The sequence below is a fragment of the Actinophytocola xanthii genome (assembly GCF_001921205.1).
Lineage (GTDB): Bacteria > Actinomycetota > Actinomycetes > Mycobacteriales > Pseudonocardiaceae > Actinophytocola > Actinophytocola xanthii.
Map to the genome: position 1 here is coordinate 104942 of NZ_MSIE01000030.1, position 17245 is coordinate 122186.

The following is a 17245-nucleotide window of genomic DNA, read 5'->3' on the forward strand; positions in this document are numbered from 1 at the left end:
GGTCTTGTCCGGCTCGTCTTCCGTGCGCTACGGTGCGCTGGGAGCGCTCCCACAGTTCCGCCGCACTGTCGGCATTTCGTCCACAGTGGCGGATTCAGGAATCGAGGACAGCCAATGCGTGCCTTGGCAAGAAGCGCACTCGTTCTGGCGACGGTCGCGGCCGTCGTGACCGGCACCGCGGCACCGGCGGCGGCCTACCCGCCGCCCGGTGTCGTCACCGGCGACGTCGGCGTGCACGACCCGAGCGTGGTCAAACGCCCCGGCGGTGGGTACCTGGTGGCGCACACCGGGGCCAACATCGCCCTGAAGACCTCCCAGGACCGGACGGCCTTCCGCAACGCGGGCGCGGTCTTCCCGGGCGGCGCTCCGTGGACGACCACCTACACCGGCGGCGACCGCAACCTCTGGGCACCCGACCTGTCCTACCGCAACGGCCAGTACTACCTGTACTACTCCGCCTCGACGTTCGGTTCCAACCGCTCGGCGATCTTCCTCGCGACCAGCACGAGCGGCGACTCCGGCACGTGGACCAACCAGGGCCTGGTCATCGAGTCGCGGACCTCGGACAACTTCAACGCGATCGACCCGGACCTGTTCGTCGACGGTCAGGGGCGGTGGTGGCTGAGCTTCGGCTCGTTCTGGTCCGGGATCAAGATGGTCGCGCTGAACCCGTCCACCGGCAAGCGCGCCGACAGCACGATCCACTCCATCGCCGGTCGCGGCGGCGGGGCGATCGAGGCGCCGAACATCGTCGCACGGGGCGGCTACTACTACCTGTTCGTCTCCTTCGACCGCTGCTGCCAGGGCGCGTCGAGCACGTACCGGGTGATGGTGGGGCGCGCGACGAGCGTCACCGGCCCGTACTACGACCGCTCCGGGCAGGCGATGAACTCCGGCGGCGGAACGGAGATCCTGGCCGGCCAGGGCAGCATCCACGGTCCCGGCCACCAGGACGTGTTCAGCGACACCGACCACGACATCATCGTCTACCACTACTACGCCGACAACGGAGCCTCGCTGCTCGGCATCAACTGGCTCGGCTGGGACTCGGCCGGCTGGCCGTACGTCCACTGAGGAGCAACGCTCAGGGACCGCCGGGATCGGTGCGCAGCAGCCCGTAGAGCACCGCGTCCCGGCGGCGCCCGCCCCGCACGCGCGCGCCCCGGACCGTCCCGTCGCGCCGGAAGCCGGCCCGCTCGAGTGCGCGCCGGGCGGCGAGGTCCTCGGCGTCGACCGCCGCCTCGACCCGGTCCAGTTCGGTGGTGGCGAACAGGTGCTCGGCCAGCAGGCGAGCCGCCGTGCTGCCGACGCCGCGGCCACGCGCGTGGGGCACCACCTCGACGCCGAGGTGCCAGGCGCAGCAGCCGAAGGTGCCGCCGTGGTCCACCGCGCGCCAGCTCACCGCGCCGAGCAGGCTGCCGCTCGCCGCGCCCAGCAGCGCGCCGCGGTACACCGGCTGGGCGACCAGCGGCAGCCGCTGGTCCGGGTCGGGCGCGAGCGCGTCGTCGGCGTCCCGGACCGCCGCCGCGACCGCCAGGTGGTCGTCGGGCAGTGCGCGCGCGAGCACCACCTCGTCGCGCCGGGCGAGCACCTCCCGCTCGCCGTCGAGAGCCGGCAGGTCGGTGCGCAGCACGCTGAAGCAGACCATGTCCCAGAACCGGTCGTCGCGCCGCAGGACGCCGCGCACGACGCCTTCGCGGGTGAACCCCGCCTTCTCCAGCGAGCGCCAGCCGCCGACGTTGTCGATCGCGGTGATGGCCTGGACCCGGTCGAGTTCGGTCGTGTCGAACAGGTAGCGGGCCAGCAGGCGGCCGGCCGCCGCACCGAGCCCCCGCCGGCGAACCGACCGGACGAGGTCGATGCCCATGTTCCAGGCGGTTCCGGTGAGCGTGGCCATGTGTGGGACGGCCCGCCAGCTCATCACGCCGAGCAGCTCGCCCGTGCCCGCGTCCAGCAGCGCGGCCCAGGACCTCGTGACCCGGAAGGGCAGCGTGGGGTCGTCGGTGCCCAGGTTCAGGCTGCGGTCGCCGCCGGCCTCGACCCGCTCCAGGTCCCCCTCGGCCAGCTCCGCGATGGCGATCCGACCGTCGCTGGCCAGGATCTCGCGACCGGACAGTGCGGTTCCGGTCATGGCTCGCGGTGGTCGAACACGCGGCGGGTCTTGCGCTCGCTGCGGGGCAGCGTGCCCGGTGCGACGAGGTCGACCTCGATCCGCAGGCCGGTCCTGGCCCGCAGCCGGTGTTCGAGCTCCTCGCGCAGCCCGGGGCGGTCGACCGCCTCCACCCGGACCGTGAGCGTGTCCCGACCGTCGGCCTGCCGGTGCACGTGCGCCTGGAACTCGGGGCCGGCGTCCGGGAGGTCGGCGAGCACGGTGTCCACCTGCATCGGCAGGAAGGCGACCCCGCGCACCTTGATCTGGTCGTCAGAGCGGCCGAGGATCCGTCCGATCCGCGGGTAGCGGCTGCCGCACGGGCACGGGTCCGGGTACAGGTAGGACAGGTCCCGGGTGCGGTAGCGGATGAGCGGCGTGGCCTCCTTGGTCAGCGTGGTCACCACGATCTCGCCCACCGCGCCGGGCGGGAGCGGTTCCAGCGTCTCCGGGTCGACGATCTCCATGTGGTAGTAGTCGTCCCAGACGTGGATCCCGTCGTGGTGGCCGCACTCGATGCCGGTTCCCGGGCCCCACAGCTCGGTCAGCCCGTAGACGTCGAAGGTCTCCACGCCCAGCAGCGACTCGATGCGGGCGCGCATGGCCTCACCCCAGCGTTCCGACCCGGTGACCACCGTCCGCAGCGCGAGCCCGGGGCGCAGGTCGCGCCGGTCGACGAGCTCGGCGATCAGGAGCGCGAACGAGGAGGTCGCGCAGAGCGCCGTCGTACCGAGCTCGCGCATCATCTCCAGCTGCATCTCGGTGTTGCCCGGCCCCGTGGGCACGGCCATCGCACCGATCCGTTCGGCGGCCGTCTGGAAGCCGACGCCCGCCGTCCAGAGCCCGTAGCCCACCGCGATCTGCACCCGGTCCCGCGCGGTGAGGCCGGCGAAGCGGTAACACCGGGCGAACATCTCCGCCCAGTCCGCCAGGTCCCGTTCGGTGTAGGCGCAGATGGTCCGCCGCCCGGTGGTTCCGGAGGAGGAGTGCACCCGCACGATCCGCTCGGCCGGCACCGCGGCGTAGTCCAGCGGCGCGGTGTCCCGGAGTTCCTCCTTGGTGGTGAACGGAAGTTGGGCCAGGTCCTCCGGCTCGCCTATCCGGTCCGGCCCCATCCCGGCCGCACCGAGTTTCTCCCGCAGGTAGGCCGATCCGGACATCGCCCGGTCGACCGCCGTACGCAGTGCCGTCGGGTCCAGCGTCGCAGTCATCGATCACCCCAGTCGCCGATTCGCTGCTGCTTTTCTTACCGCAAGATCAGCAGTTGCGTTGCGGCAGTTTCCGGATCAGTCTGCTCGGCGCCCCCGGGCTGCTGTGGCTGCTGACCCGGTGCTGGGCGGCGCGGGGTCGGCCGAGTGGTCGAGGCCGAGCCAGGACAGGATCGTCGCCGCCTTGTCCTCGCCGAGGAGGCGCAGTCCCATGAAGTTGTCGCCCGCGTTGAACCCGGGCAGGGCCCAGACGGCCTCGTAGGGGACGTCGCTGGCCCGGTAGTGCCGGAAGCTGACGACGTTGCTCCACAGGCACTTCGCCGGGTCCGGCGTCCAGAGCCGCCGGGCCAGCTCGGGGTTGCGCAGCACGCACCCGATCTCGCCGACCGCCCGGACGCGTTTGCCCCCGGTGAGCAGCACGACGTCCCCGGCGCCCAGCCGGTCGAGCTTCCGGTCGTGCTTGTCGGTGGTGCCCCAGAACCGGGCCCGGCCTCCGGGGTGCGCGGCCTCCAGCGCCGTCCGCTCGTCGTCGGTCAGGACCTCGGCGCACCTGGGGTCGCGGAACGGCACCAGCCGGTCCAGGGTGTCCGCCCAGTGGCGCCGCGCCTCGGGCGTGCCGTAGGAGGGTTGGATCACGACATGGCGCACCCGGACATGGTGTCAGGGACATCCCTGATCCGCTCGCCGCCGGTAGGCGGTAGGAAGATGCCATGCACAGGGGCATGTTTCGACTACGACGCGTCACGACATTCGCCGCGGCCGCGGCGACCGTGCTGGCGACGGTCGCCGGCGCCGCCTCGGCCGCGCCGGCCGTGAGCTCCCGCGGTGACCGCGGGCTCTCCGCCACGATCAGGTACACCGAGTACGGCGTGCCGCACATCTCCGCGCGGGACTTCACCGGCCTCGGCTTCGGCTTCGGGTTCGCCACGGCCAGGGACAACGTCTGCGTCCTGGCCGACATGTACCTGACCGTCCGCGGCGAGCGGTCCCGGTACCTGGGCGCCGACGCGCCGGGCAACAGCGCGCTGGGCTCCGCGCGCACGAGCCTGAGCAGCGACGTGTACTTCCGCTCGGTCATCGACTCCGGTGTGGTGGAGCGGGCACTGGCCGCGCCGCCGCCGCACGGCCCGCGGGCCGAGGTCCGCGAGCTCGTCCGCGGCTACGTCGCCGGGTACAACCGCTACCTGCGGGAGAACGGCGAGGACATCGCCGACCCGGCCTGTGCCGACGCGGACTGGGTGCGCCCGATCGGCGAGATCGACGTGTACCGCCACTTCCACGCGGTGGCGACGCTCGGGGGTGCCGGCCGGATGGTCGACGCGCTCACCGCCGCGGCCCCGCCCGCTCCCGGCACCCCCGCCGCCGCTCCCGATGCCGCCGCTCCCGATGCCGCCGCTCCGGATGCCGCTGTCCCCGATGCCGCAGCGCGGGTGCGTGCCGCCCTCGACGAAGGGCTCGGCACCGGCGACATGGGCAGCAACGCGATCGCCGTCGGGTCGGCGGGCACCGACGGCCGCGGCGGGGTGCTGCTCGGCAACCCGCACTACCCCTGGCACGGCGGGCGGCGGTTCTGGCAGTCGCACCTGACCGTGCCGGGCCGGCTCGATGTGAGCGGCGGAAGCCTGCTCGGTCTCCCGCTGGTGCAGATCGGCTTCAACGCCGACGTCGCGTGGAGCCACACCGTCGCCACCCCGATCACGTTCGGTCTCCACGAGCTCGACCTCGTGCCCGGCTCACCGACGACCTACCTGGTCGACGGGCGTCCCGAGCGGATGACCAGCCGGCAGGTCGCCGTCCCGGTCCGGGCGGCCGACGGTTCGCTCTCGACGGTGCGGCGCACGCTCTACTCGACCCGCTACGGCCCGATGGTCTCCCCGGCGCTCGGCCTCCCGCTGTCCTGGACGGCCACCACCGCCTACGCCCTCCGCGACGCCAACCTCGGCAACCTGCGCGGCCTGAACACGTGGTTCGACCTCGGCCGGGCCCGGAGCACCCGGGACGTGCTCGGCGCGCTGTCCCGCACCCAGGGCGCCCCCTGGGTGAACACGATCGCGACCGACCGCTCCGGCAACGCGCTCTACGCCGACGTCCAGGTCGTGCCGCACGTGACCGACGAGCTGGCCAGGGAGTGCGACACGCCGCTGGGCTCGTCGGTGTTCCCCCGCACCGGGCTGCCCATCCTCGACGGCTCCCGCGGCGAGTGCGTCTGGGGCCGGGACCGGGACGCGGTCGTGCCCGGGATCTTCGGCGCGGCCAGGATGCCCGTTCTCAACCGGACCGACTACGTGGCGAACTCCAACGACAGCGCCTGGCTGACCAACCCGCACCAGCCGATCACCGGATACCCGCGGATCATGGGCACCGTCGGCACCGAGCGCGACCCGCGTACCCGGATGGCCATCACCGCGCTCGAGGAACAGCTGGCCGGCGGCGGAGTCACCCACCGCTCCATGCGTGACCTGCTGTTCGACAACCGCAGCTTCGTCGGCGAGCAGGCGGCCGCCGCCTCCGCGGCCATGTGCGCCGCCTTCCCCGACGGCCGCGCGCCCACCTCGGACGGCGGGACCGTCGCGGTCGGCGACGCGTGCGAGGCGCTGGCCGCCTGGGACCGCCGGATGGACACCGACAGCCGCGGCGCCCTGCTGTTCGAGCGGTACTGGCTGCGGGTGGCCGAGATCGAGGATCCCTGGCGGGTGCCGTTCGACCCGGCCGACCCGGTCGGCACGCCGAACACGCTCGACACGGACGACCCGGCGGTCCGGCAGGCGCTCGGGGACGCCGTCGCGGAGCTGCGCGCCGCCGGGCTGGCCCCGAGCGACCCGCTCGGCCGCGGCCACTACGTCGTGCGGGGCGGCCGGACGATCCCGGTCTCGGGCGGACACGGCGTGCAGGGTGTCCTGAACATGATCGTCACCACCTGGGATCCGGCGCGGGGCGCGACCGAGGTCGTGCACGGGTCGAGCCACGTCCAGGTGGTCTCGTTCGACGGCGGCCGATGCCCACGGGCGAGCACGCTGCTCACCTACTCCCAGTCCAGCGACCCCACCTCGCGCCACCACGCCGACCAGACCCGGCTGTTCTCGGCGCAGCGGTGGGTTCCGTCCCGGTTCTGCGAACGCGACATCGAGGCGGCACCGGGTCTGCGGGTCGTGCGACTGCACGAGCGGCGGCCTGCCGACGGACGGGCCGGGTAGTAACGAGCGCGGGCAGGCCCGGGCCGTCAGGGGCCCGGGCCTGCCCGCGCTCGTGCGTCGCGGTGACTACCGCCACACCAGCGCTCCCGCCCGCCACGACGCCCGAGGTCCACGGCGCCGTCTGGGCTAAAGTGCGGACGTGGGGCCGGAAACGACTGGCCGGCCACGCACCGGGCTGGGGCCGCCCCGCGTGCATCCTGGTTCGTGTCCGTCCCCGTGCGGGGCGGTTCTCCTGGGTTGGAGCGTGTGGGTTTGAGCGAGGTTGAGCGGCGTGAGGTGACGCCGGGCGCCGCGGACGTGCTGTTCGATGGCGAATCGCTGGCTCGGCAGTTCGTCCTGCTGACCAGGGCGCTGCTCGAGTCGGGTTCGGTCGCCGCGGTGCTCGAGCGCGTGGTGTTCGCCGCGCGTGCGCTGGTGCCGGGGGCGGACCTGGTGAGCGTGACGTTGCGCAGCGACGACGAGGCGTTCCACACCCCGGTGTGGACCGACCGGGTGGCCGACGACCTGGACCAGCTCCAGTACCGTTTCGGCGAGGGTGCCTGCGTGGAGGCGGCGCGGCCCGGTGGCCCGGGGATGGCGCTGAGCGACGACCTCGGGACCGACGACCGGTGGCCGCGGTTCGGCCGGGCCGCGGCGGAGGTGGGGTTCCGGTCGCTGGTGTCGACGGCCTTGCTGCCCGACGCGGTACGCCCGCGGCTGTCCGGGGCCCTCAACGTCTACTCCCGCCAGCGGAACGCCTTCGCCACCGAGGACCGGGACGTGCTGCTGCTGCTGGCCACCCACGCCTCGCTGGCCCTCGCCACCACCCGGGCAGTGCGCAGGGGAGAGCTGGAGGCGGAGCAGCTGCGTCGGGCCATCGACAGCCGGGACCTGATCGGGCAGGCCAAGGGCGTCCTGATGGCACGTCGGGGGATCAGCGCCGAGGAGGCGTTCGACCTGCTCCGGCGGACCTCCCAGGACATGAACCTCAAACTCCGCGAGCTCGCCCAGACCGTCGTCGGGCGGCGCGAGGAGCTGGACCTGCCGGACCTCGGCGGTCGGTGAGGTGAACCACGGCGGCCCTCGCCCGGCCGCCGTGGTCGGTGTCGGGTGGGCGTGGAGGTGCGGGGTGGCGGACAGCAGGCGGCAGGCCCGTCTGTGGCGGCTGGTCGCCGACCGCGCCGACCAGCGCACGTTCACCGGGTGGGCCGGGGTGGTCTGCCAGGTCGTCGCCGAGCAGGTCGGTGTCGACGCCACCTCGATCGCCGTGCGGTCCTCCACCCACACCGAGGAGCTGGTGGCGGTCAGCGGGCCGTGGGCCGGACAGCTCGAGGAGCTGCAGTACACCGCGGGTGAGGGCCCCGGCGTGGACGCCTACCAGAGCGGGGTTCCGGTGCTGGTGCCCGACCTCGCCGCGGCCGGGCACCGCTGGCCGGGGTTCGCCGAGCTGACCGCGGGCCGGGTCGGCGCGGTGTTCGCCTTCCCCCTGCGCGAGGGGGCCGCGCCGCTCGGGACGTTGGAGCTCTACCGCCGCCGCCGGGGCCCGCTCTCGCTCGACCAGCTGGCCGACGCGGCGGCCCTGGCCGACCTGGCCGCCACCGCGCTGGTGGTCGACACCGGCGACGGGGTGGCCGAGTCGGCTCCCTGGGCCAGGGCGGACGCACCCGGCCACTACGACGACGTGAACGTGGCCACCGGCATGCTGGCCGCCGAGCTGGACATCGACGTCGAGGACGCGTTCCTGCGCCTGCGCGCCCACGCGTTCAGCCACGACCAGCCGTTGCTCGAGGTCGCCCGCGCCGTGCTGGGCCGGCGGCTGGGCGCCGAGGCGTTCCGGGACTGAGCGGCGCTCACCCGGCCGCGGTGACGACGACCAGCAGCAGCGTCGACAGCACGATCTCGAGGATGCCCACCTGCTTGGGCCGCAGGTCGCGCCCGGGCAGCAGCCACGCCCGCAGCAGCGCGAGCGCGAAGAACACGCCGAAGGCCGGGCTGGGGTCGTACTTGGCCTGTCCCGACAACGCCGCCAGCGGCGGGCTGGGGCGCGAAGACCGCGATCGAGGGCTGGTGAGGACGTGCCCTAGCGGCCGGAGTTCGAGAACACCGGTTGCGGGGCGGGCTGAGGCGCGGAGTCGGGGTGGGTGTCGGGCACCGTGGCAGCCGTACTGGGGTGGCTGAAGACGGTGGGGTGCGGGTGGAGGAGGACTGCTGAGTCGGTCATGGACGTCCTGACGGATCGATGGGTGGGGTGGGGTGGCCTCATCGCGGAGAGGAGCAGCGCTCCATCCGCTCGATCAGGCCGGGTCGGTCGACCGGTCGCGGCAGGGCGACCAGGCGCCGGGCGCCCGGGTGGGCGATGGCGTCGGTGACGAAGCGGGCGACGGTGTGCGGCGGGGGAACGGGGTCGCCGCCGAGGCGGGCGATCAGCACCGGTGTCGCGGTGGGGGCGGTCTCCACCGCCACGGACCAGCCCTGGCCCTCGCTCCAGAGCAGCATCAGGTCCTGTTCCGGCCGCTCCGGGTGGCGCCGGCTCAGGGCGAGGTAGGCGGTGGCCGTGTCGGTCACCTCGCACATCGTGGCGTCGTGTGGGACGCCGACGGCGTCGGCGACCGCGTGGACGTAGGACTGGAGGGCCAGCGCGAGCGGGCGCAGGTCGTCGGCCGCGGCGCGCTCCTCGGTGAGGGTCGAACGCAGCGCCCTGGCGTGGGGAATGCCACCGGGATCGTGGCGTGGTCGGTCGGGTCTGACCGGGATCATGCAACTCCGTTCTGTGCGGTTGCGCCGGGTACCGCCGGTGACGGACGTCGAGGCAGCGCCCGTGGTCGGGCGGTCGACGGCAGCGTCGGAAGGTGGTGACGGCGGGCGGTCACGGCCGAACTCCTGCCGGAAACCCGCGGACAACCGGGCGGTTCGCCGGTGCTCCCATCCCCGATCAAGAGCTGACCGGGCTGAACTGCTGGGGACCGCGCCGACCGAGTGTCGGCACCTGCCGTCCCCAACGAGGTCACTCTACCGCACGTCGCCTGTACCGTGGGGTGGACGAACGTCGTTCGGTCTGGTCTGGTGTGGCCATGGCGGATGAACAGGGCGGTCCCTCGCTCAACCCGACGCTGGACGACTGGCTCCACGCCCGCGAGGAGACGCGACGCCACCTGAGGTCCGCGGTGACGCCGGTGGACGCCGCGTGGGTTCAGCGCCTGTCGGACCTGCTGGAGACGGAACGGTCCTGGCAGGACCAGTACACCGACCTGATCGCGCTCGGCATCCAGGACGGCCGTTTCCCGCCTTCCAACCGCTGAGCCGCGCCGCCGAGACCGGCCGGCCCGCGTTCCATGCCGTACAGTTGGTTGTGCGGGAAGCGATGTGCATGCCGGTGTGTGGAGACTCGGCCTCGCTCCCAACCCAGCGGTTCATCCGGATCGGTGATCCGGTGCCACCCCTCCCTGACTGTGGCCGATGCCGCCGGCGTCTTCTTTCGGCGTACCGGGTCTCCCGGTACCAGGCCCACATGCCGCGCTCGCCCCGCCCTTTTCTTCGGCGACGTCCTTCAGCGCCTCCTTCCTTCAGCGACAACAAAAGGTCTTTCATGACGACAGCCGCACCGGCCCGCCCGGCCGAGCCCGCCCGTCCCGAACCCAAACCGATCCTCTCCGGCCAGGTCGGCCGGACCGAGCTGCTGACCATCCGCGCGTTCCTGATCATTCCCCTGCTCGCCCTGGTGGCCGCCGTGCCGTTGGTCTGGGGATGGGGCATCGGGTGGGTCGACATCATCGTCGCCGCCGTGTTCTACACCCTGTCCACGCTCGGGGTGACCGTCGGCTACCACCGCTACTTCACCCACGGCTCCTTCAAGGCGAACCGGGCACTGCGGATCGCGCTCGCGATCGCCGGCGGTCTGGCGGCCCAGGGCTCGGTGATCGGCTGGGTGGCCGACCACCGACGCCACCACGCCTTCTCCGACCGGGAGGGCGACCCGCACTCGCCGTGGCTGTTCGGCACCTCGCCCATCGCCCTGGCCAAGGGTTTCTGGCACGCGCACATGGGGTGGCTGTTCGGCCGGGACAAGACCAACATCGACCGCTTCGCCCCGGATCTGGCCGCCGACCGGGACCTCCTGCTGGTGGACCGGCTGTTCCCGCTGTGGGTGTCGCTGAGCGTGCTCCTGCCCGCGGTGCTGGGCGGCGTGCTGACGCTCTCCTGGTGGGGCGCGTTGACCGGTTTCCTCTGGGCAGGGCTGGCTCGGATCGCGTTCCAGCACCACATCACCTGGTCGGTGAACTCGATCTGTCACATGATCGGCGACCGGCCGTTCGCCAGCCGGGACAAGTCCGCCAACTTCTGGCCGCTGGCGATCCTGTCCATGGGCGAGTCATGGCACAACTCGCACCACGCCGATCCCACCTCCGCCCGGCACGGCGTCGGTCGGGGCCAGATCGACATCTCGGCACGGCTGATCTGGGTCTTCGAGAAGCTCGGCTGGGCGTGGAAGGTCCGGTGGCCCACGCCGCAGCGCTTGGCCCGCCTCGCCGTACCGGCGGGTGCACCGCGATGAGCGAGACGGTGGGAACCTCACCGGAGAAGAGCACCAACCAGCTGGAGGTGTGGCGGCAGCTGCTCGAGGTCCTCCAGCGGCTCGACGACGTCTGGGGGAACACGCAGACCGCCGGCTCACACTCGGCGCTCTCCGCCCAGCTGCCGGCCAACCTGGCCTCCGCGCTGGCCAAGGCCGCCGGGCGGGGGGTGGGCACCATAGCCGGGATCACCCAGGTTCTCGCGCACCAGCTCGACAGCGGCGACGCGTTCCGGTCCTCGGCACTCGCCCTGTCGAACGTCGTCGACGGCTGGCCTGGGGGGCACTGAGCGGATTTCGCGGCGTGGTCAGGTGTTGGTGAGCACCCACCAGGCGACGAGGACGCCGCCCGAGTTCGTGGCGAGGTGCACCAGCATCGGCGAGAGCAGGCCGCCTCCGGTGTGCCGCCACCAGTGCAGGACCACCCCGGCCACCGCCGCGCCGAGCATCGCGAGCACGGAGACGACCACCAGCGGCACACCGGCGAAGGCGCGCCCGACGGCGGCGTTCTCCACCAGCGCCAGCGAGGGGAAGGCGTGCCAGAGCCCGAACAGGGCCGCGGTGAGCAGGACGGGTCGCCACCGCCACCGGTCGGCACCGGCGCCGAGCAGGGCGGGGAGCACCCCGCGAAACGCGACCTCCTCGAGCAGCACCGTGCCGATCGGGATGCGGACCAGGGTTACCCAGAGCAGGGTGCCGACGGTGGAGGTGTCCACCCGGCCGTCCCGGAACAGGTCGCGAAGCCCCGGCACGGCGAGTGCCACCCCGAAGGCGAGCCCGATCACCCCCAGTCCCACGAGCCCGAACACCGCGGCCCGCCCCAGCAGCCGCCGGTCGAACCCGATGGCGCGCGACCGCAGCCCCGCCCAGCGCGCGACCGCGACCAGAGCGCCCGCCACGACCAGCCCGCAGACCGGATAGGCCCATCCCGGCAACACGAGGTTCACCAGCGTGGTCGAGCCGACCAACAACACCAGCGCGACGAGCGTCGCCGTGGTCCGCCTGCGCGTCCACCCCTGGGCGGCCAGTCCCACCACCGCCGGGACGGCGGCACGACCGACGCCCGCCGCCGCGTGCGGCGCATGTGGACGGACTGAGTTGTCGGTCCCGGTCGCCTCGGCCATGACCCGGCCGAGCCTACCTGCGGTTTCCGGGGGGCGCCCGAGGATCTTGGCGGTCTCCGGCCGGTCGGCCCGGGAAGCGTCAGGTGTGGAGGAGGCGCTTGGGGTGCATGCCGTCCACCATTCCGACGAACGGTGGATGGATGCTGTAGCCGAGCATCCGGCGGATGTCCTCGGAGACGGCGCGGACCGTCTCGCGGTGGGTGGACAGGGTGAAGGCCTCCTGGGGGCGTAGCCAGGGTTCGCAGTACTGCGCGGTGACGGCGAGGCGGGCCCGGTCGGAGCGGTTGGCGCCGCCGCCGTGCCACAGGGTGCCGACGAAGAACACACACGACCCGGGCGGCATCACGGCGGTGCGCCGGGCGTCGTGGTCGGCCGGCCTGCGGTCGGTGTCCCAGCGGTGGCTGCCCGGCAGGACCACGGTCGCGCCGTTCTCCTCGGTGAAGGCGTCGATCGCCCACACGGTCGCCGCGCTCAGCGGCGGCCTCGGCCGTGGCACGGGGTAGATCGCGTCGTCGGGGTGCAGGAGCTGGGCCGTCTCGCCGGGGTTGATGTTGATGACCTGTAGCTGGGACAGCAGGTAGTTGGGCTGGAACAGCCGGTCCAGCAGGGCCAGCACCCGCGGGTGGTCGACGAGGCCGTCGCATCCGCGGGTCTTGTTGAGCACGCTGTAGACACGCTGGGTGCGTTCGCCCTCGAAGGTGTTGCGGCCGGTCCTGTCCAGCAACGGGGTCACGGCCTCCCGGATCCGCTCGCATTCCGCCGGGCCGATCAGGCTCTCCAGGACGACGTATCCGTGGCGTCGCACCGCGGCGAGGTCGGCGTCGACGACAGCGGGGTCCACAGTGGAGCCCGCGCTCCGGGTGACCCGGTGCCGCGCGGCCAGGTCCCGGCCAAGGTCCTCCAGCCCGACGATCGCTTGCGGTTCTTCTGACATGGCAAAGCTCCGTGTTCTCCAGGAGGCCTGGGTGTTCAGGAGGGCAGGCCCACGGTGCCGCGGACGGCCGTCCACAGCTCGGTGATGACCTTCTCGGCGGACGGACGGGGGGTTCTGCTGAGCGCGACCGAGAGCATGGTGTTGGTGCCGCCGAGGGTCGCGGCGGCCAGGAGTTCGGGGTCGCGGTCGTCCGGCAGCTCGCCGGCGCGTTGCGCCTGGGCGATGTTGCGGGCCCCCAGCTCGATCAACAGGTGCAGGTGACGGGTGTTCGCGGCGGCGACCTCCGCGTCACCCACCAGCCCACCCAGCACCAGGGGCGCCAACGGCTCGGCATACAGCGCGGTCACCCAGTCGCGGACTCGCCGGCGCTCACGGTCGGCCCAGGTCGCGGCGTCGTACACGCGCAACGCGGCGGCCTGGCCCAACCGCTCGTAGAAGGCGTCCAGGACCGCGATCAGCAGGCCGCTGCGCGTGGCGAAGTACCGGTAGGGCAGGCCCACGCTCACGCCGGCCCGGCGTGCCACCGCGGCCACCTCCAGCTCGCCGGTCTCGGCCAGCTCGTCGGTGGCGGCCCGCAGGAGCCGGTCCCTGGCCAGGGCGGCGCGGGACGCCTTCGGGGTGGTGGTCACGGGAGAAACTTAAGTTGAGTTCAACTCAATTGTCAACCGGCGCTCTCGGTGCGCAGGACGCGGACGTCGAGTGCCGGGACCACGAGCCGGCCGGAGCAGGGGGTGTCGGTGAGCAGTTCGGTGCCGGTCGCGGCCAGCTCGACGTCGGTCCCGGTGTGGTTGACCGCGATGAGGTGGTCGCCGCGGCGGACGAGCTCGAGGCCGGGTGGCACGTCCTGGCGCGGTGAGATGCCGGCGTCGGCGCAGGCGCCGGTCAGGATCGGGTCGAGGTGCTCGCCGCGCAGCCGGGTCGAGACGTACCAGGCGACACCGGCGCCGAAGGCATGGCGGGTCACCGCGGGCGAGCCCGCGGCTGGTCCGTCTACATAGGAGTAGACGGTCTCCGCGCCGCGCGGGTGGAGCAGCTCGGTCCACACGTCGGCCACGGCGCCGTTGTCCAGGGTGACCGACTCGCCGGCGTGCAGTGGGCGGAACTCCTCGACGGTCAGCCCCAGCACCTCGCGCAGCGCTCCCGGGTACGGTCCGGGGTGGACCCTGTCGTTCGCGTCGACGATGCCGGAGAAGTACGAGACCACAAGGGTTCCGCCGTCCTCGACGTAACGGCTCAGCGACGCCGCTGCCTCGGCGGTGACCAGGTACAGGCTGGGCACGACGAGCAGCGGCAGGGTGGTCTCCGCGCCGCCGGGGCGGACGAAGTCGACGGTCAGGTTCGCCCGCCACAACCGGTCGTAGTACGCCTCGACCCGCTCCCGGTAGTCCAGGTCCGCCGACGGCCGCCCGGCGAGCTCGACGGCCCACCAGGACTCCCAGTCCCACACCATCCCGACGTCGGCGGCGACCCGGGAGCCGCGCACCTCGGACAGGGCACCGAGCGCGGCGCCGAGCGCGACGACGTCGCGCCAGACGCCGGTGTCGGTGCCGCCCTGCGGCAGCATCGCCGAGTGGAACTTCTCCATCCCGAACCGGGACGCCCGCCACTGGAAGAACATGACCGCGTCGGCGCCCCGGGCGAGGTGGGTCAGGCTGTTGCGCCGTAGCTCGCCAGGTCCCTTCGCCAGGTTGCGCTGCTGCCAGTTGACCGCGCTCGTCGAGTGTTCCAGCAGCATCCACGGCGCACCGCCGGCGACCGACCGGGTGAGGTCGGCCGCCATCGCCAGCTCCACATGGTTGTCGGTGCGCTCCGCGCGCAGGTAGTGGTCGTTGGCGACCACGTCGACCTCGCTCGCCCAGCGCCAGTAGTCGATGGTCTTGCAGGTCGGCACCATAAAGTTCGTGGTGACCGGGACACCGGGGGACAGGCGGCGCAGGATGTCCCGCTCGGCGCGGAAGTTGGCCAGGTGCTCGTCGGCCGAGAAGCGCATGAAGTCCAGTCGCTGAGCCGGGTTCTCCCCGGCCGGGGTCGGGCCTGGTACGCCGATCTCCGCCCAGTCCCCGTAGCGCTGGCTCCAGAACGTGGTTCCCCAGGCGGCGTTGAGCGCGTCGAGGTCCCCGTACCGCTCCCGCAGCCAGTCCCGGAACGCCGCCGCGGACACCGGGCAGTGGCAGTACGGGTTGGCGCCGCCGTACTCGTTGTGCGCGTGCCAGAGCACGATCGCGGGATGACCGGCGTACCGCCGGGCCAGCTCCTCGGTGATCCGCGCGGCGGCGGTGCGGTAGGCGGGGGAGCTCGGGCAGAACGACTGGCGCGACCCGATCGCGAACACCTCGCCCGCCTCGCCGACCAGCCGGCTGTCCGGGTGCCGGCGGCTGAACCAGGGCGGCGGCGCCGCGGTCGGGGTGGCCAGGTCCACCGCGATCCCACCCTCGGCGAGCAGGTCGAGGACGTGGTCGAGCCAACCGAACCGGAGCTCGCCGGGGGCCGGTTCGAGCTCCGCCCAGGCGAACACGCCCACCGTCACGAGGTTCACGCCGGCCTCGCGCATGAGCGCCACGTCCTCGACCCACACTTCCGGCGGCCACTGTTCGGGGTTGTAGTCGCCGCCGAAGGCGATCCGGTCGAGCCGCGGGAGCATGCGTCCTCCGCTCCGACCGTGAGCGCTCACAGTCGCGATCGTGTCGGCACATCAGCAAGTCAGCCATTGACAGCGTGTCACGGCACGGCAAAGACTGGAAGCGCTCACAGTTTTCGTACCTCAAGGCGCGACGCAGCGAAACGAGGCCGTGTGATGCGATCCCTGCTCCGTCCGATCCCGCTCCTGCTGGCCGTCGCGAGCCTGCTCGCGGCCTGCACCTCCGAGGGCTCGTCCGACGGACCCGGTGGCCGGGTCGAGCTCTCCTTCTGGACCTGGGCGACCAACGTCGAACGGGTCGTCGACATCTGGAACCGCGAGCACCCGGACGTCCACGTCACGGTCAGCCGCCAGACGATGGGCGACGAGCTGGTCACCAAGGTGCTCACCGCCGCCGAGGCGGGGAACCCGCCCGACCTGCTCCAGGCCGAGTACCAGGCACTGCCCACCTTCGTCAGCAACGACGCCCTCGCCGACATCGGCGAGCACGTCGGCGAAGTGCGGGAGGAGTTCGCCGAGGAGACCTGGGAGCAGGTCACGCTCGGCACCGACGGCGTCTACGCGGTCCCGCAGGACACCGGCCCGATGATGCTCTACTACCGCGCCGACCTGTTCGACCGGTACGGCCTGCGCGTGCCGACGACGTGGACCGAGTTCGCCCAGGTGGCCCGGGACCTGCGGGCGAAGACCCGGTCCAGCTACCTGACCACGTTCTCCAGCAACGATCCCGGCTGGTTCGCCGGCCTCGCGCAGCAGGCGGGCGCCCAGTGGTGGGGTGTGGACGGGGAGAGCTGGACGGTCGGCATCGACGACGAGCCGACGCGGGAGGTGGCCGACTTCTGGGGCGGTCTGGTCTCCGAGGGGGTGGTGGACGACCAGGCGATGTACACCCCGCAGTGGAACAAGGCGTTGGGCGACGGCACGTTGCTCGCCTGGCCGAGCGCGATCTGGGCGCCCGCGGTGCTGGAGAGCGTCGCCGCCGGGACCAGGGGCAAGTGGGCCATGGCTCCGCTGCCGACCTGGAATCCCGGTGAGGAACGCACCGGGAACTGGGGCGGCTCCTCGACCGCCGTGTCCGCCGGCTCCGAGCACGTCGAGGCCGCCGCGGACTTCGCGCTCTGGCTCAACACCGACCCCGCCGCCACCCGGGCCCTGGTCACCGAGGGCTCGCTCTACCCCGCGGCCAGGGACGCGCAGTCCGGTCCGGCGCTGGACCAGCCGCCGGCGTTCCTCCCCGGACAGTCCACTTTCTACACCGAGGCCAAGGCCATCGCGGACACCGCGGCGAGGTGGACCTGGGGTCCGAACGTGAACGTCGCCTACCAGGCCTACCGCGACGCGTTCGGCGCGGCGATCACCGAGGGCTCGCGGTTCTCCGCGGCGGTCGGCGTCATGCACGAGAGAACGGTCGCGGACATGCGCAGGAACGGCTTCACGGTGCGGGGCTAG

The 17245-nt window shown here is 72.7% G+C and carries 17 protein-coding genes; 8 read left to right on the top strand and 9 right to left on the bottom strand.

Annotation, left to right across the window (positions count from 1 at the left end; all coding sequences use genetic code 11):
• Positions 1–114: 114 nt before the first annotated feature.
• Complete coding sequence (locus tag BU204_RS17380; RefSeq protein WP_075126734.1) at positions 115–1074, top strand: arabinan endo-1,5-alpha-L-arabinosidase; 960 nt, start codon at positions 115–117, stop codon at positions 1072–1074.
• A 10-nt stretch (positions 1075–1084) separates the two neighbouring features.
• On the opposite strand, the gene BU204_RS17385 is transcribed toward BU204_RS17380, so the two are convergent.
• The 3 genes from BU204_RS17385 to BU204_RS17395 form a co-directional block, all read right to left on the bottom strand.
• Complete coding sequence (locus tag BU204_RS17385; protein WP_075126735.1) at positions 1085–2131, bottom strand: GNAT family N-acetyltransferase; 1047 nt, start codon at positions 2129–2131, stop codon at positions 1085–1087.
• Entirely contained in the window at positions 2128–3360 is a 1233-nt protein-coding gene (locus BU204_RS17390; protein WP_075126736.1) for a phenylacetate--CoA ligase family protein, read from the bottom strand. The genes BU204_RS17385 and BU204_RS17390 overlap by 4 nt, the downstream gene beginning before the upstream one ends.
• A 75-nt stretch (positions 3361–3435) precedes the next feature.
• Complete coding sequence (locus tag BU204_RS17395) at positions 3436–4005, bottom strand: hypothetical protein (protein WP_075126737.1); 570 nt, start codon at positions 4003–4005, stop codon at positions 3436–3438.
• Between the two features lie 62 nt (positions 4006–4067).
• Between BU204_RS17395 and BU204_RS17400 the strand changes: the two genes are divergently transcribed.
• The 3 genes from BU204_RS17400 to BU204_RS17410 all read left to right on the top strand — a co-directional run bounded on the left by BU204_RS17400 (position 4068) and on the right by BU204_RS17410 (position 8373).
• Positions 4068–6551 carry a penicillin acylase family protein gene (locus BU204_RS17400; protein WP_143229552.1) on the top strand — a complete coding sequence of 828 codons (2484 nt, stop codon included), beginning with the start codon at positions 4068–4070 and terminating at the stop codon, positions 6549–6551.
• A gap of 276 nt (positions 6552–6827) precedes the next feature.
• Positions 6828–7595 (top strand): GAF and ANTAR domain-containing protein, encoded by a 768-nt coding sequence (locus tag BU204_RS17405; protein WP_233160385.1) that lies wholly within the window; start codon positions 6828–6830, stop codon positions 7593–7595.
• 64 nt (positions 7596–7659) lie between these two features.
• Positions 7660–8373: a GAF and ANTAR domain-containing protein gene (locus BU204_RS17410; RefSeq protein WP_143229553.1), complete on the top strand. Its 714-nt coding sequence runs from the start codon at positions 7660–7662 to the stop codon at positions 8371–8373.
• Positions 8374–8380: 7 nt separating this feature from the next.
• On the opposite strand, the gene BU204_RS40115 is transcribed toward BU204_RS17410, so the two are convergent.
• Together BU204_RS40115 and BU204_RS17415 are read right to left on the bottom strand one after the other, a co-directional pair.
• Positions 8381–8551: a hypothetical protein gene (locus BU204_RS40115; protein WP_158073475.1), complete on the bottom strand. Its 171-nt coding sequence runs from the start codon at positions 8549–8551 to the stop codon at positions 8381–8383.
• Between the two features lie 238 nt (positions 8552–8789).
• Complete coding sequence (locus tag BU204_RS17415) at positions 8790–9287, bottom strand: DUF6292 family protein (protein ID WP_143229554.1); 498 nt, start codon at positions 9285–9287, stop codon at positions 8790–8792.
• A gap of 314 nt (positions 9288–9601) precedes the next feature.
• Here BU204_RS17415 and BU204_RS17420 point away from each other — a divergent pair, with 314 nt between their 5' ends.
• The 3 genes from BU204_RS17420 to BU204_RS17430 all read left to right on the top strand — a co-directional run bounded on the left by BU204_RS17420 (position 9602) and on the right by BU204_RS17430 (position 11390).
• Positions 9602–9829, top strand: a complete 228-nt coding sequence (locus tag BU204_RS17420) for a hypothetical protein (RefSeq protein WP_075126738.1) — start codon at positions 9602–9604, stop codon at positions 9827–9829.
• 287 nt (positions 9830–10116) lie between these two features.
• Positions 10117–11082, top strand: a complete 966-nt coding sequence (locus BU204_RS17425; protein WP_075126739.1) for an acyl-CoA desaturase — start codon at positions 10117–10119, stop codon at positions 11080–11082.
• The gene (locus tag BU204_RS17430) at positions 11079–11390 is read left to right on the top strand and encodes a hypothetical protein (protein ID WP_075126740.1); all 312 of its coding nucleotides are present in this window, start codon (positions 11079–11081) and stop codon (positions 11388–11390) included. The genes BU204_RS17425 and BU204_RS17430 overlap by 4 nt, the downstream gene beginning before the upstream one ends.
• 18 nt (positions 11391–11408) lie before the next feature.
• Here BU204_RS17430 and BU204_RS17435 read toward each other — a convergent pair whose 3' ends face one another.
• The 4 genes from BU204_RS17435 to BU204_RS17450 form a co-directional block, all read right to left on the bottom strand.
• Complete coding sequence (locus BU204_RS17435; RefSeq protein ID WP_083661391.1) at positions 11409–12224, bottom strand: CPBP family intramembrane glutamic endopeptidase; 816 nt, start codon at positions 12222–12224, stop codon at positions 11409–11411.
• A gap of 79 nt (positions 12225–12303) precedes the next feature.
• Complete coding sequence (locus tag BU204_RS17440; protein WP_143229555.1) at positions 12304–13158, bottom strand: phytanoyl-CoA dioxygenase family protein; 855 nt, start codon at positions 13156–13158, stop codon at positions 12304–12306.
• A 35-nt stretch (positions 13159–13193) separates the two neighbouring features.
• Positions 13194–13787, bottom strand: a complete 594-nt coding sequence (locus BU204_RS17445) for a TetR/AcrR family transcriptional regulator (RefSeq protein WP_075126741.1) — start codon at positions 13785–13787, stop codon at positions 13194–13196.
• Positions 13788–13819: 32 nt separating this feature from the next.
• Complete coding sequence (locus BU204_RS17450; RefSeq protein ID WP_075126742.1) at positions 13820–15799, bottom strand: beta-galactosidase; 1980 nt, start codon at positions 15797–15799, stop codon at positions 13820–13822.
• A gap of 153 nt (positions 15800–15952) precedes the next feature.
• On the opposite strand from BU204_RS17450, the gene BU204_RS17455 reads away from it, so the two are divergent.
• Positions 15953–17245: an ABC transporter substrate-binding protein gene (locus tag BU204_RS17455; protein ID WP_075126743.1), complete on the top strand. Its 1293-nt coding sequence runs from the start codon at positions 15953–15955 to the stop codon at positions 17243–17245.